The organism is Bacillus cereus group sp. BfR-BA-01356 (genome assembly GCF_022663635.1).
GTDB lineage: Bacteria > Bacillota > Bacilli > Bacillales > Bacillaceae_G > Bacillus_A > Bacillus_A cereus.
Genome location: NZ_JAKUFX010000002.1, coordinates 37,329 through 60,359 on the forward strand (window position 1 = coordinate 37,329; position 23,031 = coordinate 60,359).

Here is a 23,031-nt window from a genome sequence, read left to right on the forward strand (position 1 = left end):
CATAGAGTTTTAATCAAAGCCCGATTGGTGAGGGGTTTGATTAAAACTCCCACTGATTAAAGTTTCACTTTATTACATTTACAATTTAAATAGTAGAACGTGTTTATCGTAGTTCTCCAAACACCAATTATATTTTTTTAGAATAATTGGATGGACTGCTTCTGTCGTAGTATCGACTTCAGTATATCCATATTTCTTATAAAAGTTTTCTAATTCCTCAAAAGGAAGACAATATACATTTTGTATTTGTGATTTTTTCGCAGTTTCTACTAAAAATGAAACAAGCTCACCAGCTAATTGAAGCCCTCTAAATTGAGGCAGAATAAAAATCCCGCCCATTTCTAAAGTATCTTCATCTATTTGGACTAATCGGCCAACACCTGCATACTCGTTGTTATATGTAATAATTGCAACTTTATCTCTTTTTAAATCACTTCGTACAAATCCTATTGAGTCATATTGATTATTAACCCATTCTAAATCGTTAGATGTGGCCAATTGAATACTCATATACATCCTCCTTGGAAATACTAGCGCTTTCTTCATTATATAGAACATAACATACTATATCAAAGGAACCTTGAGGTAGCCCATTTGTTTAAGTTATTAGTTAAAAGTGTGGGGTTGCTGGCATTGAAATGATGGCTTCACCAAACATAGGATAATAATCTTGTGAATTTAGTGTTACATAGTCAAAATAAAAATTAGTTCATGCGTTCGGTAATGCACGATGGTTTAAGTGTAGAGAAGATCATAGGGGTATTTTAATTAGTAGCTACTGTATTCATTGAAGTTATTAAGGAAATGTCGTAATCCCTAGCCTTAGTGATACAAATCATATTATGGTTTAGTAAAAAAACTCTTCCTGAAAAAGAGGGGGATTAAAGATAAGAGCACTTCGAAAAGTGCCCTTCAGTAAACGACTACTTATTCTAAAAAGAAAGGATGCAATATATTATATGAAGTTTAGTGTATTTAAGTATGGGTCTTTTATATAAAAGTTTTATTTTGTTCCGAATAAAAAGGCGGTTGTTTCCGCAACCACCTTTCAGTAAAACAAAGCACTTTTTATGAAATAAATTATGGATGGTCCCTAAAAAAGGTTATAGGATATACCCACATTTTTATAACTAAAGTGACGAACTCAGGTTATAAGGAAGGAACAATTATATTGTATGAAATCTATTCTAGAGTAGTCACAAAGAAAGTTGTCTTCTTATTAGAAGGCAGCTTTTTTTATTAGAAAAAGAAGTAGAAGATTAAGTTACTTGTCCAAACAAATTTTAAAAAAATACATAAAATGCTATTAGTTAGTCAATATTTTAATATTGCTAATTTTTAAGACTAAAAGGGGTGATTTTATGTGTGAATGTGAAGTTTGTAGACGAAAGAAAAATCGGGATCCATTAAACCGGGAGTTTGAGCCGAAAAAACGAGTTCATGAGCCAAAAAAAGAGGATTGTGAGCCAAAAAAAGAAGATTGTGAGCCGAAAAAAGAAGATTGCGAATCATTAAATGATTATTCGTTTAGTAAAAATGCAAATTTTTTAGAGGCAGCTATACAAACAGATGAAATCGATCAAATTTCTGAGGAATATATTGAAATAGTTGATTCAGCAGATGTACAAGTTACTACTACAGATACAAAAGCCGCGCTATCTATCCAAGCGGCATTACAAGCAGCTATCGTAGTTGTAGTAAGTATTTCTATAGCAGATAGTGAAAAGGCAGATAAAATAACACAAGAATTATTTCAAAAATCAGCTATTAAACAAATTAATAGACAAAAAACATTTATTAAAAATTCTAGAAACGTAACCGTAACAACTACTGATACAGATATTGCAGTGAATATTCAAATTCTCCTTCAAATTTTATTAGCTTTATTAGTTAAACTAAACATTTTATAAAGTGTCTATCCTATTGATATTTAGCTATAAGTTTTCACTCTAAGTAAATGTTTTTTGTTGTAATACGTGGTACAAGCTTGGACTTTTTATTATGACTGAATTAATATTCAAGATTAATGGTAAAGCAAGTGTGGAAAACTACAAATAAAGATAAAATACATGATTTAACAGTAATGAAACTTATATTTATGTGAAGTGAAGGAAAGCTGTCTTCTTATTAGAAGTCAGCTTTTGATTTTATTAGCAAAAAGAAGTGAAAATAGAAGATTAAGTTACTTGTCCAAGCAATTTTTATTTCATTACATATAATGCTCGTAGATATTTAAAATTTTTATAGAAAATTGATTGGAGTGAATATTGTAAATGGATGATTTAAACAAATTTTCTTCCTTTAAGTTTGATAAGGATCAAAAGAATATAATTATAGACCTTTTACTCTCAGATATTTTTAATAGGCATGGGATAAATGAAGAAAAATTAAAAAATTTATCACCAGAAAAAAAGCAGCAAATTAAAAGTATTGTTTCTGAAATACAATCACAAGTTAATAATTATTTAGATTGAAAGGGGGTGAACGCATGGACAAAACATGTCATTCAGATGAAAATAAAAAGTGGAGTGCATTAGATTCCTCAAATCCTCATCCATCTTTTAAAAATGCTAGCGTTTCAGAAGCAGCTGCGCAAGAAAGTAAAACGTATCAAATTTCTGAAGAATCTATTACAATTGTAGATTCAGCAGATGTAGAAGTTACTACTACAGATACAAAAGCTGCTTTATCTATTCAAGCAGCATTACAAGCAGCTATCGTGGTTATAATAAGTATTTCTATAGCAGATAGTGAAAAAGCTGACCGTGTAGCACAAGAATTGTTTCAAAAATCATCTATTAAACAAATTAATAAACAAGAAACTGTTATTAGAAATTCTAGAAATGTTACAGTTACGACTACGGATACAGACATAGCAGTAAATGTTCAAATTCTTCTCCAAATTTTATTAGCTTTACTAGTAAAATTAAATATTTTATAAAATGTTTAACTTGTTTTTATCTAGTGATTCTTACAGGTGAATATTCACTGTTTTAATTATAGTACAGGCTATAAATATTTATCATAACTGGACTAATATTCAACATCACCAAAGTATGAATGTAAACAAACAATGTGATGGAAAATAAAGTTTGGTTATTTTATGAAAATGTAAAAGCCATTTCCTTTATTGGATTTGGCTTTTCAATTTTAAACAGTATGAATTTGAAAAGATTATATTAAGATAAAGAATTAAAATATAATGATACAAAATACTTATAAAATTATTCGTGTTTTAGAAAAATAATAAGAAAAAGGTGTTTAAAATAGAATCATTTTCATTAACAGTTCAAGTTTTGAAGAATAGTGCATACAATATAAAGTGTTTTCCTTTCTTCATTTAAGTTTTACGTATATAATTTAAAAGTACTATTTTTATTTTATTATTTTATATTTATAACAGAATAGAGGTTTAAAAATGGGTGTTAAAATCATTACGGATAGTGCGGCGGATTTACCAGTAGAATTGCTGCAAGCATATGATATTGATTTAATTCCACTCCGTGTATATGATGAAGCAGAAACAGAGTATTTAGATGGAGTAACATTAGAGTCAGTTACATTATTGCAAAAAATGAGAGAAGGCGCTGTTTATAGAACGTCATTGCCTTCACTTGAAACGTTCCAAGAAAAATTTGTTTCTTATGCAAAAGAAGGTAATCCTTGTATATATTTAGCTTTTTCATCTGAACTGTCTGGTACATATCAATCATCAGTTGTCATTAAAGAGGAAGTAAAAGAAACATATGCTAACTTAGATTTAGAAATTATTGATACGAAATGTGCTTCGCTTGGTCAAGGTCTTGTCGTTTTAGAAGCTGCTAAAATGGCAAAAGACGGCGCATCAAAAGAAGATATTTTAAAGCGTGTTGATTTTCTAATGAGCCATATGGAACATATCTTCACTGTAGCTGACTTACAGTACTTAGTGAGAGGTGGACGTTTAAGTAAAGTCGCAGGATTTATCGGTGGTTTACTAAACATTAAACCGATCTTAAACGTGGAAGAAGGAAAACTTGTACCACTTGAAAAGGTACGAGGGAAAAAGAAAGTATTAAGCCGTATTGTTGATATTATGGAAGAACGTGGTAAAGACCTTAAAGGTCAAACAATCGGTATGACTCACGGTGACGATTTAGAAACAGCGGAAGCATTAAAATCATTAATTACGGAAAGATTTGGCTGTGAAGTATTTATCGTAAATACAATTGGTGCAGCAATCGGTGCACATACAGGACCTGGCGTTATAACGTTATTTTTCTTAAATGAAGTAGAGTAAAGGATTGATCTTTTGATCAATCCTTTTTTATTTTTTAATCTGTGATAATCGGTCGATATGGTATTGATGAAGATAAAATCTTTGAAGTTTTCCTATATCAAATGCAATCTTGTAGAGGGATTATTTTTTATATGTGTAATGATACTTAATGGTAGAAGAAAAGAGTATAAATAAGAATATATTTATAGGAATTTAAATATTTGAAGATATCAAAATTTTTCCATTTCATATATAATTGTGTGTGGAGAAATATCTGTAACTATTTGTAAAAATAGGAGGCGGCTATAAAAATGCAAGAAAGTGCTAGATGGGATTTAAATCGCTTGTATTTGAATGAGGATATTCTATTTCCGATTTTGGAGTTGAAAGAGCAATATTTTGTAACAAAAGATGTAGAGATTCTTTCAAAGCTTATACAAGCTATTGAAAAAGCAGAATACTATTTGTACTGTCGATCGGTTGAAGAAAGTGTTCCATCTGACCTTACTAAATTGACCGTGAAAGTGAAGGAACTAAAAAGTGAATTACAGCAAGTAATAAAACATAATGAAGTGGAAACTTCAGATAATACTAAGTTAATAAAAGATGAACTTAATGCGTGGGAAAATATGTACATACAATTACGGGATAGGATAGAAATAGAGCACAATAATAAACTATTATCCTTTGGACAAGCAAATACTATTGCAATGAATAGTGATAATGAAAAGGAAAGATTAGAAGTATTCGATTCATTAACATGTGCTTTACATAAGGAAAAAGAAATCTTTGCTACTGTATTAAATCAAGTAGGGAGATTGCGTAATGCAAAGAGTAATGAAATAGAAGATAGAGAGATTTTAACACAATCTTTTCATGCGAATGGCATTTCAGAAACTGTATTATTCCAAATGTGGAATGTGACAGAAGAAAACCTTGATAAATTAGTAAGTGCTTTAAACGTGTATAAGAAAGGGAAAGCTTCGATTACATGGCATGAACTTATGACAGTAAAGGAAAGTAATGAGGTCATGATTCCTTTTTCAGTAGCAGTACAAAACGTTTATGATGCATGTAAGAATATTGATCAAGAATTAGCAGAATTTGCACGTAATGCGATAGAAAGTGGATGGATAGATGCTGAACCGAGAGAGAATAAACCACCAGGTGGGTTTTGTGCTCCATTTTTCAGTGAGAAAGAATCGAGAATCTCCATGCGTTATGATGGGAGTATAGATAGTGTAAGAGTGCTCGCTCATGAATTAGGACATGCTTGGCATTTTTATAATATGAGTTTTGAACAATCTACATCTTTTTTAGATGATTATTTGCCGATGAGTACGGCTGAATCAGCATCTATTTTCTTTGAAACGGTACTCTTAAATTATCTAATTGAAACAACGGATAGTAAAGATATGAAAAAGTCATTACTTAGCTGGAAAATAAGAAATAGTTTTAATTATGTAATGGCAATACGAGCATCGTATCAGTTTGAAAAAACATTTTATGAAAAATGTAAAGAGGGTCCATTAAGTGCTGATGAAATTGAGAAATTATCTATAATGGCACAAAAAGAAGCTTATGGAAAAGCTTTAAGTGAATACCAGCCGTTTGTATGGATGAAATATATTCAATTTTATATAGCAGATGTTCCTTTTTACAATTATCCATACACGTTTGGATATTTAGTAAGTTTTAGTTTATTAGAAATAGCTCAAGAAGGTAAAAGTACTTTTCATTCGAAATATAAAGAGTTCTTACGAGAAACAGGAAAGGCTCCAGTAGAGGAGCTTATGAAAAAACATTTTAAAATAGATATAAGAAATTATGAATTTTGGAATAAAGCTTTTATTCAAATTTCTAAAGACATTGATGAATATTTGCAGCTTATATAAGGGGAGAGTATAGTGGATCAACAGTTTATAAAAGGTATACCTTTTTCAACTTTAGAATATGCAAAAGCTATAAGTTTATTAAAAGGTTGGGTACATGAACAACAAGAGAAACCAAGGTTTGTAGTAACTGCAAATCCTGAAATTGTTATGTCTGCAAAGGAAAATACGGAAAAATCAAAGGAGTTTAAAAAGATGTTACTATCTGCGGATTTAATAACAGCGGATGGGATTGGTGTCATAATTGGCTCGAAAATATTAAAAGGAACTTTGAAAGAACGTGTTACTGGGGCGGATTTAACTCACGATTTAATAAAATATTGTAACGACAATGAATATCGTGTCTTTCTTTTTGGAGCTGCGCCAGAAAGTAATAAAAAGGCATTAGAAAAATTAAATGAGCAGTTCCCAGGAGCACAATTTAAAGGACAGCATGGATTTGTAAATGGTGAAGAAATAGAAGAAATAAAAATGAAAATTAAGCAATTCAAGCCGCATTTATTACTTGTAGGACTAGGTTCACCAAAACAAGAAGAGTTCATTTATGAAAACATACAAACATTAAACGTTCCGCTATCTATTGGTATCGGGGGAATGATTGATATAATATCTGGTACTGTAAAAAGAGCACCGAAAATAATGAGGGATACTGGAACTGAATGGCTGTATAGGTTACTCTCACAGCCGAAAAGATTAAAGAGACAACTTGTACTTCCGAAATTTTTATTGTCGGTTATGTCAGAGAGGATTAAAGGGATTAATTAATAAAGGGGACTACATACATGAACAGAATCGGCATTATCGGAGCAATGCAAATTGAAATAGATTTACTTTTAGAAAAGCTAGTAATACAAGAAGAACAGACAATAGCGGGAATGCCATTTTATATTGGAGAATTCATGGGAACAGAAGTAATTATTGCACGTTCTGGTGTAGGGAAAGTAAATGCAGCTGCATGTGCGCAAACATTAATTCATAAATTTAATGTAGACTCTATCATCAATACGGGCGTTGCTGGTGGATTACATCCAGATGTAAAAGTTGGTGATGTAGTTATTTCAACGAATGTTACCCATCATGATGTAAGTAAAAATCAAATGAAAAAATTATTCCCGTTTCAAGAGGAGTTTATTGCAAGTAAGGAATTGATAGAGTTAGCACGTAAAGCATGTAACAGTAATAGTTCAAATATTCAAGCTCACGAAGGAAGAATTGTAAGTGGTGAATGTTTTGTTGAAGATTCAAAGTTAAAGGCAAAATTAATAGATGAATACGCACCTCATTGTACAGAAATGGAAGGTGCAGCAATTGGACATGTTGCCTACATAAATGATATACCGTTTCTTGTTATACGATGTATTTCTGACAGTGCAGATGATGAAGCTCAAGTTTCTTATGATGATTTCGCGAAAACTGCTGCGAATTATTGCTCAGAAATTATTATTGAGATGCTTAAAAATATATCTGGTAAAACTATAGTCCAAAAGGAGAGATAGGAATGTTACAAGCATTAATTTTTGATATGGATGGAACATTATTTCAAACAGATAAAATTTTAGAATTATCGTTAGATGATACTTTTGATCACTTAAGATCACTTCAATTATGGGATACGGTAACACCGATTGAAAAATACCGTGAAATTATGGGTGTGCCGCTACCGAAAGTTTGGGAAGCTTTATTACCGGACCATTCTATTGAAATAAGAGAACAAACAGATGCATATTTTTTAGATAGACTAATTGAAAACATAAAAAGCGGAAAAGGCGCTTTATATCCAAATGTAAAAGAAATATTTACATATATAAAAGAAAATAATTGTTCAATTTACATTGCTAGTAATGGTTTGAAAGAATATTTACGAGCAATCGTAACGTATTATGCTTTAGACAAGTGGGTGACTGAAACGTTTAGTATTGAACAAATACAATCGCTAAATAAAGGTGACTTAGTTAAAAGTATTATGAACAAATATGATATAAAAGAGGCAGCGGTAGTTGGTGACCGGCTATCTGATATAAATGCAGCGAAAGACAACGGTTTACTTGCAGTTGGGTGCAATTTTGATTTTGCGCAAGAAGAGGAACTTGCTCAGGCTGATATAGTAATAGATGATTTAATAGAGTTAAAGCGGATACTGCCTGCTGTACAGAGATAAATAAAGTGTGTGCATTTTTTCCAAGTCCTATATGTCTTATTTTATGGAGGGAGTATGCTTAAAAATAATTTTAAAATTAGTAATATTCCTGCGGTTTTATGGGGAGAGAAGAGTGAAAAAGTTTTTATTGCAGTACATGGAAATATGTCAAATAAGGAAGATATAGTTATTCAAATATTAGCTGAAGAAGCCAATCAAAAAGGCTATCAAGTATTAAGTTTTGATTTACCTGAGCATGGAGAAAGAAAAAATGATAACACTCCTTGCAAAGTACAGTTTTGTGTTAGTGAATTATCTATAATTATGAACTACGCAAAAGTACATTGGAAAGAAATAAATGTGTTTGCATGTAGTATGGGAGCGTATTTTAGTCTTTTAGCTTATCAAAATGATGTGCTAGAAAAGGCATTATTTTTATCACCAGTAGTTAATATGGAACGAATTATCGAAAATATGATGAAATGGTTTAATGTAACACCGGAGCTTTTACAAAAAGAAATGACTATAGAGACACCTATTGGTCAAAAGTTATATTGGGATTATTTATGCTATGTAAAAGAGCATCCTATTAGTACATGGAATACAGATACATATATTATGTACGGAGCTAAGGATGAGCTGTGCGAATTTGAAACTATTAACTATTTTACAAAAAAACATCGTTGTGAATTAGAAGTTATGGAGACGGGTGAACATTACTTTCATACTGAAGAACAGTTGAAAATATTTGAACAGTGGTTACACAAGCATATCAATTAACAAATTATAATTTAACTTATACCTGCTAGAGAAGAATGGTGAATTTATAAACTGATATTATATTTGAGAGACATTATAAATGTATATGTATTCATTTAAGTAAACAGGTGCTTTAGTTCAATAAGAATTACACAACTTTAAAGAGCCTTACCACACACTAGATTGTAGCAAGGCTCTTATATTTTCATAATAAAATTAATTAACTGTATTATCGATTTACATATGAAGTGAAGTATATGCATACTATGAATTAAATAAAGTAACAACCATAAAAATGCTCAGAATAAATGATTCTCGAGCATTTTTATGTATTTTCGTACTTAGGGGGAATGGACTTGAAAGATATACATATTCAACAAATAGAAAATTTAATGGAATATGAATTCAGTCATCTCGTTCAAGACAGTGAAGAAGAAGGGTTTAATTTCCTTATAAGACTAATAAATGAATATAAACACAAAGTAAATGTATTCAATAAAACTGGAGAATGTTTATATGGTATTTTCCAAGGGGATATGTTAATCGGAGTTGGAGGTTTAAATAAAGATCCGTACACAAAAGACAATAAGATTGGGCGGTTGAGGAGATTTTATATTTCCAAGGATTATCGGCGTATAGGGTTAGGGAATTTATTATTAAATCAACTATTATGTCATGCGGAAAAGTATTTTGAAGTGATTGTTTTACATGCTGACACGAAGCAAGGGGATGTGTTTTATACTTCAAATGGATTTGTAAAAGGGGGATTATATAAGGGATCGAGTCACTACAAACTATTATAGAGATTGCTATCCAAAGAATAGCTACGGAAAGATATTTTCGTTGATAAATCGATATATTTTAAAAATCCCTGATATATATGAAGGTGCGACCCTTATATTAAAAACAACTTTTATAATTTCATTTACCAAATTGTTATTATAAAAAAGAGCACCTTAGCTTTTAAAATTTAGCTTATAAGGTGACTCCTTTTCATTCAATTACATTTTAACCTTCATTTGTTTCAATAATAATCCTGGTTTACCTTTTACATAATAAAAATGCGGATTATTTTCATCATCATAAAGCATAATATAAGGCTTTTCTTTTAGTGGGAGTAGTATAAGTATTTCGTCTATTGTAGTGTGTAACCATTGATTAGTAATAGAAACCGGCTTAGATAAAGGGATTTTTATCATATAGCCATCTTTTGGAACGACATTTAAGTTTTTAAATGGACCAGTAATTGATTTAGCGTATTGAACTGCTTCTTTTTGGATTACTGGATCTAAAGATTGTTTTTGAATGACCATTTCTTTTTGACAATCAAATACTTCAATTTGTTGATTTGTATTTGCGAACGCATTTGTTGATAATAGAAATAGAAGAAGAGAAATGACCCCGATTTTTTTTATCATAGTACAACACCTCACCATTACTATCCCCTCAAAAGCTTTAAATATTTTTCTGTCACATTCATGTAACAAAGATGTTGTATGATACAATTGGTTTTTGTTTAAAAGCAATGGAGGAAAAAATATGAAAGTTTTAATTGCAGATGACGAACAAGATATGTTAAGGATTTTAAAAGCTTATTTTGAAAAAGAAGGATTTGAAGTTTTTTTAGCAAAAGACGGGGAGGAAGCACTTCAAATATTTTATGATGAAAAAATTGATTTAGCTATTTTGGATTGGATGATGCCAAAACATAGTGGTATTACTGTCTGTCAGGAAATAAAAAAGAATTCAAGCGTAAAAGTATTAATGCTTACGGCGAAAAGTGAAAGTGAAGATGAATTAGCAGCGCTTCAAAGTGGGGCAGATGAGTACGTGAAAAAACCATTTCATCCAGGAGTACTAATTACGCGAGCGAAAAAACTTATTCAGCATGATGATATTATTCAAGTACAAGATGTAAAGATAAATTTCGCCAAAAATAAAGTATATAAAAATGATATAGAGTTAGAAATTACAAAAACAGAGCTCGAATTAATAAAATGCTTTTTAAATCATAAAGGAACAATTTTAACTCGTAAAAAATTGCTAGATATTGTCTGGGGATTTGACTATTTTGGAGAAGAGAGAACGGTTGATACACATGTAAGAAGGCTACGTAAAAAAATTGGAGAAAATATTATTAAGACGCATCGTGGGCTGGGTTATAGTTTGGAGGAACAAAGTGAATAAACTTGGGAAAAAGTTATTTTTAAGTATTTCTGCAACTGTTATTCTCATCTTTATGATTTCATTATTATTCATTAACAATCTCTTACCGAACTATAATATTTATAAAACACGTGAAAACTTAAATAAATTTACAACACAAATACAAAATACAACAGTGGAAAATATAGAGGATGTTATTCATACAATTGAAAGTGAAAATAACGTTACAATTGCGTATACGCCAATTAATCAGTCGGAAGATGCTATGAACGACGCGTTACGCATGCAACTTACGAAAAAGAAAGTAACGTTAAATAAGCTTTGGATTACGAAAGACGAAGTTATGAAAGTGAAGGCGGAAGGGCAATCGAATAAACTGTACGATCAAGGAAAGGTAAAAGCGAGTTTTTTTGCTAAATATATTGCGAAAGATGATACGATAATTTTAATTGGGACTTCTATTGCGAATTCAAATGAAATTATAAATACGTTAAATACATTTTACTTATATATCCTATGTTTCTCGCTCCTTCTTATTATTTTACTTGTGTGGATACTTTCAAAAATAATAACGACACCACTGAAAGAGTTAAGTGATGTGGCTCAGGATATTTCACATTTGCAGTTTAAAAGAACGAAAGTGAAAACGAATGATGAAATAGGAGAGTTGGCCAATAGTATTAATATCATGAGTGAAAAACTACATGAAGCACATCAAGACTTAACTGATCGTAATGAACATTTAAAACGATTTATGGGTGATGTAACGCATGAATTAAAGACACCGATCGCATTAGTAAAAGCATACTCTATGGGGATTAAAGATGGATTAGATGATGGGACTTATGTAGATACAATTATTAAACAAACAGATCAAATATCAAACTTAATTGAAGAACTATTACGATTTTCTAAACTAGAAAGAGATATTTTACAAAAAGAAGAATTCCCCATTGAACCACTGGTTCAGAGTATATTAGATAAGCATCAGATTGAACTGGATTCGAAAGAAATTAACTTGCAAGTAAATTGTAATGCGGGCGATACAATCGTTTATGCAGATTTAAATAAAATGAGAATGGTGTTTCAAAATTTAATTTCTAATGCGATAAAATATACAGCAAATCAAAACATAATAATTACATTAGAAGATAGAAATAAAAGTATATATTTCCAAATAAAAAATGGCATTCCTACGGATAAAATTAAGGATATCGAGAAAATTTGGGAGCCTTTTTATGTACTAGAATCTTCTCGTAGTAAAGAAAAATCAGGTACAGGATTAGGTTTAGCGATAGTGAAAAGTATTTTAGAAAGGCATGGTTTTGAATATGGAGTTTCCTCTATAGATGGAGAAATTCAATTTTATATAAATGTGAAAAAGGACTAATGAAAATATTAGTCCTTTTTGCAGCTTTAGAGATTAGCGATACAGGATGAATCACCATAATTTTCAAAATTGATGTATTAAATGGAGAATTAGCAAATGTTCTACTTTCATTAAATTCACGTGAAGTTCACAGGAAAACGTTATATTTACATAGTTATATTTGAATTTAATGAAGTGAGGTATTCAGATTTGAAAAGAAAGAAATTAGTAATTGGTAGCATTTTAATGGGTATGACGTTATCTTTATCTGCATGTGGTTCATCAGATAATATTGTAACGACAAAATCAGGAAGCATTTCAGAAAGTGATTTTAACAAAAAATTAAAAGAAAACTAAGGTAAACAGAATTTATCTGAAATGGTAGTAGAAAAAGTATTACATGATAAATATAAAGTTACGGATGAAGAGGTAACGAAACAACTAAAAGAATTAAAAGACAAGATGGGCGATAATTTTAATACATATATGGAATCCAATGGTGTGAAAAATGAAGATCAGTTGAAAGAGAAATTAAAGCTTACTTTTGCTTTTGAAAAAGCTATTAAAGCAACCGTAACGGAAAAAGATATTAAAGATCATTATAAGCCAAAGCTTCAAGTTAGCCATATTTTAGTAAAAGATGAAAAGACAGCAAAAGAAATTAAAGAAAAATTAAATAGTGGCGAAGATTTCGCGGCATTGGCTAAACAATATTCAGAGGATCCAGGTTCTAAAGAAAAAGGTGGGGAACTATCTGAATTTGGACCTGGTATGATGGTGAAAGAATTTGAGGATGCTGCGTATAAGTTAGAAGTTGGTCAATTGAGTGAACCTGTTAAATCTTCTTTCGGATATCATATTATTAAGCTAACGGATAAAAAAGAGCTTAAACCGTATGAGGAAGAGAAAGAGAATATTCGTAAAGAATTAGAACAGCAACGTATACAAGATCCTCAATTCCATCAACAAGTTACTAGAGAACTGCTTAAAAATGCAGATATAAAGGTATCTGATAAAGACTTGAAAGATACCTTTAAAGAGTTAGAAAAATAATAAATGGAATGTAAGGCAAGCGATAGAAATATCGGTTGTCTTTTTCTCTATTTATCCCGCTATTCGCCGGGCAGTAAGACCCCACCTCAAAATTCAGCGAAAGCAAAGAAGTGGCCCTGCTGATCGTAAACGCCCAATTGGTGAGGGCTGATTAAAGTTTCACTTTATAAAGAAGGAGGAAGTGGGAAAATACTTTCATACCTGCATTAAATTTTACTTAATAAGAAATCTTTGAGTTTCTCAACTTTTATATAAAATAAAACTGAATTTTCAGTTATTTTGTTATATAGTAAAAGAGAACGAATAAGGGGAGGGAACATTTTGAGTAAAAAGAAAATGGCAATTACACTGTCAGCAATGCTATCTGCAACAATTATACCTAGCTTTACTATGGATGTGCATGCAGAGAAGAAGGAAGAGACTAAAAGTACGAAAATTGAATTAGAAAATGGGATGACAAAACCGATTTATTCTCTCGATGAAGCTATTATCGAAAATTTATATGTAGAGACAGAAGTTGATAGTGATCGAGACGGTAAGAAAGACAGAGTATCGATAAAAGTTATGCGTCCAAAGACAGATCCGAATGTGAAAGTTCCTGTTATTTATGAAATGAGTCCATATCGATCTGGATTAAAAGATGTTCCTGTATATAATGTAGATGAAGAATTGTATGCGTATGAAGGAAAACCGTATGGAGCGGTTAATCTTGGTTCGTATGGGAACTATTACGTGCCAAGAGGTTATGCAGTTATTCTAGGCGAAAGTATCGGTACTGGAAAATCAGATGGATGCCCTACAACTGGAGATGAACAAGAGATACTCGGGACAAAATCTGTTATTGATTGGGTAAACGGTCGCGCGAAAGCATTTACAGAACAGGGTGAGGAAGTTCAGGCAAATTGGTCTACAGGAAATGTAGGTATGACTGGAGTTTCCTATAATGGTACTTTACCAAATGCTGTTGCGACTACTGGAGTCGAAGGTTTAAAAACAATTATTCCAATCGCAGCAATTAGTAGTTGGTATGATTATTATCGTGCAAATGGTGCAGTCATTGCTCCAGGCGGATATCAAGGGGAAGATACAGATAATATGGCAGAAGCAGTACTGACAAGGGAAAACCCTGAAGTTTGCGGACAAGTTATAAAAGAGTTAACGACTGGACAAGACAGAAAAACAGGTAATTATAATGATTTTTGGGATAAACGTAACTATGTAAAAGATGCTAAAAATGTAAAAGCGAGTGTATTTGTTGTTCATGGTTTAAACGATTGGAATGTTAAAACAAAACAGTTCGCGCAATGGTGGGAAGCACTTGGAGAAAATAATGTTCCTCGTAAAATGTGGCTACATCAAGGTGGTCATGGTGGGACATCAAGTAATAACTGGCAGCAAACACAAAATAAATGGTTAGATTATTGGTTATACGGAATTGAAAATGGAATTATGGATGAACCAATGGTTGATGTGCAAAGAGAAAATAAAACGTGGCAAAAGATAAAAAATTGGCCAGATCCATCAGCTGTACCTTCAAAAATCCGTATGTATTTAAGTAATAAATTAGTCAATTTGCCATTAAGTATGGGATCGGCTAATAAAGTTTTCTCATTCTTAGATGATGCACAAATGAAATCAAACCAATTAGTAGCAAACCCAGAATTAGAAGTAGCAAATCGATTAGTATATACAATGCCTGTACTGCAAAAAGATACGCGTATAAGTGGTACACCAAAGATTTCAATTACAGGAAATATTGATCGATCTGTATCAAATTTAACAGCATTACTTGTTGACTATGGAGGAGCGAAGCCGGAAATCGTAACGAGAGGTTGGATGGATCCACAAAACTTAAAGAGTATAGAAAATTCAACAGCGATTCAACCGGGCAAAGATTATACATTTACATGGGACATGCAGCCAGATGATTATGTATTTAAAGCGGGGCATCAAATCGGAGTTGTTTTAATTGCAAGTGATTATGATTATACAATTAGACCGAAAGCTGGCACGAAACTTACAGTGAAATTAAGTGAAGTGACATTGCCGATTGTGAAATAAATATTTTTTCTAAAGAGCTTACTAAAGTAAGCTCTTTAGAATGTAGTCTGAATTTTTAATTTTTATATTTCAAATTGGAAGGTTATGTAATACAATATCATTATATTCTATGGAAAGTGAGTGATATATTATGATAGTCAGCTCTTTCGAAATCTCATTAAAATTAGAGGTACAGGAAGATTAGTTGAATTGAAATCTTCCGTACGTAAAAACGGAGGAGAAAATAAATGTTTAGCTTTTATAGTACACTTTGTACGGAACTGTATGATTACACAAAACCAGTCGGTTATTCTTTAAATGGTGATATTGAGTATTACAAAGAACTTTTAAAAGGTTGTAGAGGAAGAATCCTCGAAGCTGCAGTAGGTTCAGGGCGTGTCATCATTCCGCTTCTAGAGGCTGGTTTTAAAGTGGATGGGATAGATTATTCACCTGAAATGCTAGATTCTTGCCGTAAGCGCTGTAAAGAGAGAGGCTTACATCCTAATTTGTATGAAGGAAGCTTGCAACAATTTTCACTTCCGCATAAATATGACGCAATTATCATTCCTACTGGATCTTTTTGTTTAATTGAAAATCGTATGGATTCTATAAATGCATTGAAATGTTTTTATGAACATCTTAATCCAGATGGACAATTAATCGTAGATATTATGCTTCCGCATGACTGGAAGACTGGAGAAATTCATACATCGACTTTCTCTTTGCCGAGTGGAGACGGAATCACATTAGAAAATAAATCAATTGAAATAGATTGGCTGAACCAAGTTACTGTATCATATTTGAAATATGAAAAGTGGAGTAAAGGACAGCTCGTACAAACAGAGTTACAACGTTTTGCGCTGCGCTGGTATGGAATAGTAGAGTTTAAACTCCTTTTAGAAAGTTTAGGTTTCTCTAACATTACTTGCTCTGCTGAATATGTTTATGAAAAAGAACCGTCAAACGCAAATCAAATGATTACTTTTGAAGCTGTGCGAAAAGAATAGAACTAAAACTATGAATAAAAAATAAGGCAATCGTTTTAAAATCGGCTGTCTTATTTTTTATTTTATGTAATGGTTTATAGAGAAAGATTGGAGGGAAATAAATGAAACTTATATTAATATTTGGCCCACAAGCAGTTGGAAAAATGACAGTGGGGCAAGAATTAGCAACATTAACCGGTTTAAAACTTTTTCATAACCACATGACAATTGATTTAGTAAGTCCAATTTTTGATTACAGTACGAAAGAAGCAAAAAGGCTAGTAAGTTTATTTCGTTTTCGTTGTCCAAGCATTTTCCTATTAATTACATATACTATTTATGTTAAAGTCAGCTACTATTTTATATAGGGCTGTTATTTTCCTATAAATGCTATTTTAGTGAAGTGGGAGGAATCAATTTGGAAAACGTAGAACAAGATAGAATTGAAAATCAAGTGTATTCAAATCGTGTAGTAAGATCAGAATTTGATTCGAATTGGGAAACTTGTATATCAAAGAGTGGTTATGTAATTTATGTTGCAACAAGTAATAATGCTGAAGTAATAGTGCTTCTTGCAGATGGTTCAAGTAAATTATTAATTTTCGAAAAAGGCGGTAAAGTAGTAGTAGGTGGCGGTGGAACAAGTCATTACAGTAAGCCGCATATTGCAAGAAATATTTAAGATAGAACATGTTGTTAATTAAGAAGAAGCTGGAAAACGGTTGTCATTCATGTTTAGGGCATGATAGACGAACCGTTTTTTTATTTGTTTATAAATTTAGAAGAACTTCATTGATTACAAATACATCGGGATGACCAGCGAAATTAGAAGAAAACTTGGCGGCTAATGGTACAAAATATTATGTAGGTTTGCAAGAATCTTATAAGCGATATAAAAAGTATTTCCTATTTGGGGAAACACTATTTCTATGTTATAGTATAATAGTGTTTTTAGAGGGCGCTATTTTAATATATCTATAATTTTGTTATGTATTATTTTCATATTAAATAAGTGTCTAAAGTATTTTTTTATATAAGGAGTAATAATTAGAGAAATGAAAAATATAGACTTTATACTAGAAAGTGACGAGGCATTAAAACCGTCTGAACGATTAGTACTATTATTATTAGAGAAGCATAGAATGTTATATACGAACGATCTATTGGCATTATCAAATTTATCATATAAAACATTAACAGATTCATTAACGGCGCTAGTTTTAAAATCGTATGTGTTAAAGGAAACAGGTAAGGGAAGAAGACAGAATTGCTATAGATTAGTATGATAAGGCAGCTGTTTTAGAGACTTTTACATATGTTTTTTCAATCGTAAGGTGAAAGTGTATTTTTGTTTTCAAACGAAAAACTCACTATAAGAGGGGCTAAGATAGTAGTGTTTCATTTTTGTAAATGTAATTATTTCATCATCGAAAATACAAAAATAAAATAAACAGTATAAAAAAGAAATAAAAAAACAATCCATTCTAAAAAGGGATTGTTTTTTTATTGGAATAATATTATTTGATGCGTCGAAAGCATGAATAGCAGTAATAGACATTACCTGTTTTATTTCATGCAACTGAACAAATATGATGAAAACTATGTGTATAGTTTTTTGCTTGCTTTTTCAGTAACTCTAATGAAATCATGGTCTTCATTGTTTAAAGGCAGTATTTTTAACATTATTGCTATTCAGCATTAAGCACAAAAAAAGTGGTATATAATATTGTTATGTAAACTTAAGATTTTAAAAGGAAAATGTAATAATGAATAGAACATGTAGAAGTAGATGCTTAAATATTTTGAAGGATGGGAGATTATTATGGAGTATTTACAATCAATAGCACAAGCTGTGATAAGTGGTAATAAGGAAAAAGTAGTAAAGTTTATAAAGGCGAGTCCAAGTATTGTTAACGAATGTAGTGAAGATGGCTGGACACCACTTCATTTAGCAGCTTATTTTGGACAGAAAGAAATAGCGAGTTTTCTTTTAGAAAGCGGTGCAGATATACATAGTAGAGCGAAAAACGAAAATGAAAATACGCCTTTGCAAGCGGCAATTGCGAACAAGCAAAGTGAACTTGTCGCTTTCTTAATTGAAAAAGGATCAGATGTAAATATTATGCAAAGTGGTGGCTGGACAGGACTCCACGAAGCAGCATTATTGGGAAATGAGGAAATAATTATGTTGCTCCTTAAAAATGGAGCTAATAAGATGATTAAGAAAAGTGATGGGAAAACAGCGTATGATATTGCATTAGAAAAAGGATATGATCACCTTTTACATCATTTGAAACAGGAAGTGAACTTATGATGAATAAATGGAGTGTTGGTATATTTTTATTTAATGAAGTAGAAGTGTTAGACTTTGCAGGGCCATTTGAAGTTTTTTCTGTAACTGAGGTGAATGGAGAAAAACCCTTTACTGTTTATACAGTTAGCGAGAATGGGGAAATGATTACAGCAAGGAATGGATTGAAGGTACAGTCAGATTATAGTATTGAAAATTTACCACCAGTGGATATTTTAATAATTCCGGGCGGGCTAGGTGCTAGAAAATATGAAATAAAAAATGAAATAGTAATAAAATGGATTCGCCAACAAATGAAAGAAGTAAAGCTGATGACTTCAGTTTGTACAGGAGCGCTATTACTGGCGAAAGCAGGTTTACTAGAAGGTTTAAAAGCAACAACACATTGGGCTAGTATTGAAAAGTTTAAAAATGAGTTTCAAAATGTTGAAGTTATAGAAAATGTAAAGTTTGTAGATGAAGGACATATTATAACATCTGCTGGAATTTCAGCTGGAATTAATATGGCATTTCATATTGTGAAAAACTTGTTAGGTGTGCATGTTGCGGAGGACACAGCGAAGCGAATGGAGTATGATATTAGTTTCCCAAATTAAAAAGCCCGGATTGGGCTTTTTATATTGAATGGATATAGTTAAGCTCTTCATCACTCAACATAGGGCGAACAGATGCATTTGCATTTTCTTGTGCTTGTATTCCTGTTTTGGCACCAGGAATTACAACACTTACTGCCGGATGAGAGAGTACATAGCGAAGTGCAAGTTGCCCTAAGGTCTGATTTTTATTTGAGAGCAACCGAAGTTTCTCTATAGTTTGTAAGTCTTCTTGAAACCAAGTTTCATTTGGCCAATCTTTGCGTAAATCTCCATCCGGAAAAATTGTTTTATTTGTGAATTTTCCAGTTAAAATGCCCATTTTTAATGGACCACGAATAACAGCTCCTAAATTTTTCTCTTGTAAAAATGGTAATATATCTTTTTCTGGTTTTCGATTTAATATATTGTAATCAAGCTGTACGATATCAATTTCGTTGTTGTTATTGAAATGATGAATGTATTGTAAATCATGAGTCGAAACACCGACTGCTCTTACTTTGCCATCACGTTTTAATATGTCAAATGCACGTAGAAATGCTTCTGTTTCCCTACGATTATGCCACCAAATATGACAAAAATAAAGATCAATATAATCTGTTTGAAGACGTTGTAAACTTGTTTCGAATACGGCGATGATTTTTTCGGGAGTATCATATACAGGAACTCCATTAGGGTCGTAGTGATGTCCGATTAAACCACCTTTCGTTGATAGGATAATATCATTACGATGTCCTTTAATCGCGGTAGCCACCAACTTTTCACTATGTCCTAAACCATACACATCCGCAGTATCAATAAAATTCACACCACACTCAATTGCTTTTTTTATAGCGGTTATAGATTGTTTATCGTTAACAGGTCCCCATTCATCCCCACCGATTGCCCATGCGCCAAAACCTATTTCAGAAACAGTTATTCCAGTTTTACCTAATGTACGGTAATGCATATTCCCCCTCCTTGTAAGCATGTTATAACATGGATATGTGGGGAAGGAATTTTGTGTGTGAAAAAACTCTTCTACAATAGTAGAAAAAGAATTACAGAAACTACTATTTTATAGCAGCATGTATAAAAAAAAACGGTGTAAATATGGAAATGTCGTCGAATGCTATCTTTAATTGGTTAATTTATGGGATATTTTTGTGAAGGAGTTTATTTTATAAGAATAGAATTAATTTAGTAAGAAAACGTGCCGATGGTAGTGAAAAATATGGGTTAGGGGGATTTGAATGAGGAAACTCAAACGAGTAAATGTTCCTAATATACCAGAGCAATTATCACAACCTAGTGACAAGCGTAGGGTAAATAAAAAGAAGTTAAGGCGACTTATTTTAATGGTCCTTTTTATTGCGACAACTACTCTGTACGTTCAATATATTTTAACGAAACAACAAGAAGTAATTGATAAAAAGAAAGATACGATTACGGATCAAAAGAAGCAATTAGTATCTTTAAAGAAAGATAAAGATTCTTTAAAGACTAACATAGAAAATTTAACAGACGATGAGGAAGAAATTTTGAAGTTAGCGAGAAAAGAGTATCAATTTTCTAAGTCAAATGAAACTATATTTGTGATGCCAAAGTAATAAAAAACAGTTAGCCATTGAACTGCACCTCCAATTGTTAGGCAGCGTCTAACAATTGGAGGTGCAGTTTTTTATGTATGAATGTCATGGTACAAGGAACAATCACATATTGTAAAAATGAAGAGTTTAAGCTGTTTTCATAAATATGGAATATGCACTAAAATAAATGTTGTTAAAATTCTGTCAATTATATTATAATACAAGGTAAGCGGATACATTTTTTAATCCACGTTGAGTTCCTCGCTCATACGACTATTAAGAAACCCGTTATCCTCGTATAAGAAAGGAAGATAGCTGTGTACGCTTCAAATACAATTTATATCGTAGGGGATGCGAAAGCACCTCAAAATAATCCCATTACTGAAAAGTTTAAAAGCTATTTCGTAGCATTTATACTTGTGAAGGATACAGGGGAAATTGTAGATGCAGACTGCTCAGCGACAATTGCATTAACATCTCAATTTGTTAAATATTTATTTCTACATAAAAATATAAATGACCCGGCGTTAGTAATGGAACTAAAGAACCGATATTTCGGTTCTTCTCAAAAAGCGTTACTTGTAGCGCTAAAAGATGCACAGAAAAAATATAATCAGATTGCTGCTTTGTCTACTCAATCATAGACAAAATCCAGCCGTAAGAATCATTCTTATGGCTGGATTTTTTTATTTCACATTATCGTCCTACATCAAAAGCAAACGAAAATAAAGTAGAGAGATAGGAGAGTAAATGCCCAATGGGTTTACCTAATAATCCGTGGGTATAAATCTCCGGTGGATTAAAATTTCACTTCATTGGAGAACGAAAGGATGAACAAAATGAAAATTACAGATGTAAAAGTAAATCGTAGACGTGTAAAACTGCATACACCGTTTAAAACCGCGCTTCGTACTGTAACCGAAATTGAAAGTATAGATGTTTATATTCATACAGACGAAGGAGTGATTGGTAAGGGGGCTGCAGCCGCAACGCCAGTTATTACGGGGGATTTCACCAGCGGAATGGAAGAAGCGATTTTAGGGCCGATGCGTTCATGTTTAATTGGTCAAAATATCATTCAATTTCAGCAGTTACTACAGCGCATTCAAATGAGTTGTATTGGAAATTCAAGTGCAAAAGCAGCGGTAGATATCGCTTTATATGATGTATATTGCCAATATCAAAATGTGCCGTTATATGCATTGTTAGGCGGGAAGAAAGAAATTCATACCGATATTACAGTGAGTGTGGATGAGCCTGTATTAATGGCAAAAGAAGCGAAGAAACATATAGAAAAAGGATTTCAAACATTAAAGATTAAAGTGGGTAAAGAGGCGCATTTAGATTTGGAACGTATTGAGGCAATTCGAAATGTGGTACCAAGAAATACGACATTACGTTTAGATGCGAATCAAGGTTGGAGTCCAAAAGAAGCGGTCTCTATCATTCAAGAGATGGAAAATCGTAATTTAAATATAGAATTTATTGAACAACCAGTACACGCGAAAGATTGGGATGGGTTAAAGTACGTCAAAGATCGTGTGCAAACGCCAATTATGGCCGATGAAAGTATATTTTCAGCAAGTGACGCATTAAAGCTCGTTCAAGGAAGATATGCAGACTTCATTAATATTAAATTAATGAAATGTGGTGGCATACGTGAAGCATGGCGTATTGCTGATATCGCAGAAACAGCTGGTGTGAAGTGTATGGTGGGCAGCATGATGGAGTCTTCACTTTCCGTTAGTGCTGTTGCGCATTTAGCGGCAGCGCATCCTAATATTCATTATTTTGATCTTGATGCACCGCTTTGGTTAATGGAAGAGCCAGAAGGAATGACTTATTCTGGATCAAAGGTAAAACTTCAATCGACAGTGAATAGTAAATCTTAGGAGA

General features: G+C 32.1%; 24 protein-coding genes and 2 pseudogenes. 23 read left to right on the plus strand and 3 right to left on the minus strand.

Annotated features, from left to right (window positions below):
• Positions 1–78: 78 nt before the first annotated feature.
• Entirely contained in the window at positions 79–510 is a 432-nt protein-coding gene (locus MR168_RS01325) for a GNAT family N-acetyltransferase (RefSeq protein WP_000027163.1), read from the minus strand.
• A gap of 851 nt (positions 511–1,361) precedes the next feature.
• Here MR168_RS01325 and MR168_RS01330 point away from each other — a divergent pair.
• From MR168_RS01330 to MR168_RS01375, 10 genes are all read left to right on the plus strand, one after another.
• Positions 1,362–1,910 (plus strand): spore coat protein, encoded by a 549-nt coding sequence (locus MR168_RS01330; protein ID WP_016122685.1) that lies wholly within the window; start codon positions 1,362–1,364, stop codon positions 1,908–1,910.
• A gap of 363 nt (positions 1,911–2,273) precedes the next feature.
• Positions 2,274–2,474, plus strand: a complete 201-nt coding sequence (locus tag MR168_RS01335) for a spore coat protein W (RefSeq protein ID WP_000342253.1) — start codon at positions 2,274–2,276, stop codon at positions 2,472–2,474.
• Between the two features lie 14 nt (positions 2,475–2,488).
• Positions 2,489–2,941, plus strand: coding sequence for a spore coat protein (locus MR168_RS01340; protein ID WP_000361676.1), 453 nt, complete (start codon positions 2,489–2,491; stop codon positions 2,939–2,941).
• A 477-nt stretch (positions 2,942–3,418) separates the two neighbouring features.
• A complete protein-coding gene (locus MR168_RS01345; protein WP_000538278.1) occupies positions 3,419–4,279 on the plus strand; it encodes a DegV family protein in 861 nt (286 codons plus the stop codon).
• Between the two features lie 290 nt (positions 4,280–4,569).
• Complete coding sequence (locus MR168_RS01350) at positions 4,570–6,153, plus strand: M3 family metallopeptidase (protein WP_086411666.1); 1,584 nt, start codon at positions 4,570–4,572, stop codon at positions 6,151–6,153.
• 12 nt (positions 6,154–6,165) lie between these two features.
• Positions 6,166–6,915, plus strand: a complete 750-nt coding sequence (locus tag MR168_RS01355; protein WP_006922103.1) for a WecB/TagA/CpsF family glycosyltransferase — start codon at positions 6,166–6,168, stop codon at positions 6,913–6,915.
• 17 nt (positions 6,916–6,932) lie between these two features.
• Complete coding sequence (locus MR168_RS01360) at positions 6,933–7,646, plus strand: 5'-methylthioadenosine/adenosylhomocysteine nucleosidase (RefSeq protein WP_001079720.1); 714 nt, start codon at positions 6,933–6,935, stop codon at positions 7,644–7,646.
• Between the two features lie 2 nt (positions 7,647–7,648).
• Positions 7,649–8,308, plus strand: a complete 660-nt coding sequence (locus tag MR168_RS01365; RefSeq protein ID WP_006922102.1) for an HAD hydrolase-like protein — start codon at positions 7,649–7,651, stop codon at positions 8,306–8,308.
• 54 nt (positions 8,309–8,362) lie between these two features.
• Positions 8,363–9,067: an alpha/beta hydrolase gene (locus MR168_RS01370; protein ID WP_000916870.1), complete on the plus strand. Its 705-nt coding sequence runs from the start codon at positions 8,363–8,365 to the stop codon at positions 9,065–9,067.
• A gap of 287 nt (positions 9,068–9,354) precedes the next feature.
• A complete protein-coding gene (locus tag MR168_RS01375; RefSeq protein WP_116344779.1) occupies positions 9,355–9,849 on the plus strand; it encodes a GNAT family N-acetyltransferase in 495 nt (164 codons plus the stop codon).
• Between the two features lie 198 nt (positions 9,850–10,047).
• Here MR168_RS01375 and MR168_RS01380 read toward each other — a convergent pair whose 3' ends face one another.
• Positions 10,048–10,464, minus strand: coding sequence for a hypothetical protein (locus MR168_RS01380; RefSeq protein WP_006922097.1), 417 nt, complete (start codon positions 10,462–10,464; stop codon positions 10,048–10,050).
• Between the two features lie 121 nt (positions 10,465–10,585).
• Here MR168_RS01380 and MR168_RS01385 point away from each other — a divergent pair, with 121 nt between their 5' ends.
• The 10 genes and pseudogenes from MR168_RS01385 (at position 10,586) to MR168_RS01430 (ending at position 19,570) form a co-directional block, all read left to right on the plus strand.
• The gene (locus MR168_RS01385; protein ID WP_000865970.1) at positions 10,586–11,233 is read left to right on the plus strand and encodes a response regulator transcription factor; all 648 of its coding nucleotides are present in this window, start codon (positions 10,586–10,588) and stop codon (positions 11,231–11,233) included.
• Positions 11,226–12,602, plus strand: a complete 1,377-nt coding sequence (locus MR168_RS01390) for a sensor histidine kinase (protein WP_242291172.1) — start codon at positions 11,226–11,228, stop codon at positions 12,600–12,602. Before MR168_RS01385 ends, MR168_RS01390 begins: the two co-directional genes overlap by 8 nt.
• 189 nt (positions 12,603–12,791) lie before the next feature.
• Positions 12,792–13,634, plus strand: a pseudogene (locus tag MR168_RS01395) (peptidylprolyl isomerase PrsA).
• Between the two features lie 321 nt (positions 13,635–13,955).
• Positions 13,956–15,695: a Xaa-Pro dipeptidyl-peptidase gene (locus tag MR168_RS01400; protein WP_016122684.1), complete on the plus strand. Its 1,740-nt coding sequence runs from the start codon at positions 13,956–13,958 to the stop codon at positions 15,693–15,695.
• Between the two features lie 227 nt (positions 15,696–15,922).
• Positions 15,923–16,684, plus strand: coding sequence for a class I SAM-dependent methyltransferase (locus MR168_RS01405; RefSeq protein ID WP_016122683.1), 762 nt, complete (start codon positions 15,923–15,925; stop codon positions 16,682–16,684).
• Between the two features lie 101 nt (positions 16,685–16,785).
• Positions 16,786–16,959: pseudogene (locus MR168_RS01410) on the plus strand (DEAD/DEAH box helicase family protein); the annotation flags it as partial.
• Between the two features lie 122 nt (positions 16,960–17,081).
• Positions 17,082–17,345 (plus strand): hypothetical protein, encoded by a 264-nt coding sequence (locus MR168_RS01415; RefSeq protein WP_000432429.1) that lies wholly within the window; start codon positions 17,082–17,084, stop codon positions 17,343–17,345.
• A 373-nt stretch (positions 17,346–17,718) separates the two neighbouring features.
• The gene (locus tag MR168_RS01420; RefSeq protein WP_000789031.1) at positions 17,719–17,949 is read left to right on the plus strand and encodes a hypothetical protein; all 231 of its coding nucleotides are present in this window, start codon (positions 17,719–17,721) and stop codon (positions 17,947–17,949) included.
• Between the two features lie 536 nt (positions 17,950–18,485).
• Positions 18,486–18,977: an ankyrin repeat domain-containing protein gene (locus MR168_RS01425; protein ID WP_000456154.1), complete on the plus strand. Its 492-nt coding sequence runs from the start codon at positions 18,486–18,488 to the stop codon at positions 18,975–18,977.
• Complete coding sequence (locus MR168_RS01430) at positions 18,974–19,570, plus strand: DJ-1/PfpI family protein (protein ID WP_000981438.1); 597 nt, start codon at positions 18,974–18,976, stop codon at positions 19,568–19,570. Before MR168_RS01425 ends, MR168_RS01430 begins: the two co-directional genes overlap by 4 nt.
• A gap of 19 nt (positions 19,571–19,589) precedes the next feature.
• On the opposite strand, the gene MR168_RS01435 is transcribed toward MR168_RS01430, so the two are convergent.
• Complete coding sequence (locus tag MR168_RS01435) at positions 19,590–20,516, minus strand: aldo/keto reductase (protein ID WP_016122682.1); 927 nt, start codon at positions 20,514–20,516, stop codon at positions 19,590–19,592.
• 283 nt (positions 20,517–20,799) lie between these two features.
• Here MR168_RS01435 and MR168_RS01440 point away from each other — a divergent pair, with 283 nt between their 5' ends.
• From MR168_RS01440 to MR168_RS01450, 3 genes are all read left to right on the plus strand, one after another.
• Positions 20,800–21,156 carry an FtsB family cell division protein gene (locus MR168_RS01440; protein WP_001228729.1) on the plus strand — a complete coding sequence of 119 codons (357 nt, stop codon included), beginning with the start codon at positions 20,800–20,802 and terminating at the stop codon, positions 21,154–21,156.
• A 296-nt stretch (positions 21,157–21,452) separates the two neighbouring features.
• Entirely contained in the window at positions 21,453–21,779 is a 327-nt protein-coding gene (locus MR168_RS01445; protein WP_086411668.1) for a DUF3870 domain-containing protein, read from the plus strand.
• 186 nt (positions 21,780–21,965) lie between these two features.
• Positions 21,966–23,027, plus strand: a complete 1,062-nt coding sequence (locus MR168_RS01450; protein WP_016122681.1) for a dipeptide epimerase — start codon at positions 21,966–21,968, stop codon at positions 23,025–23,027.
• Positions 23,028–23,031 lie beyond the last annotated feature (4 nt).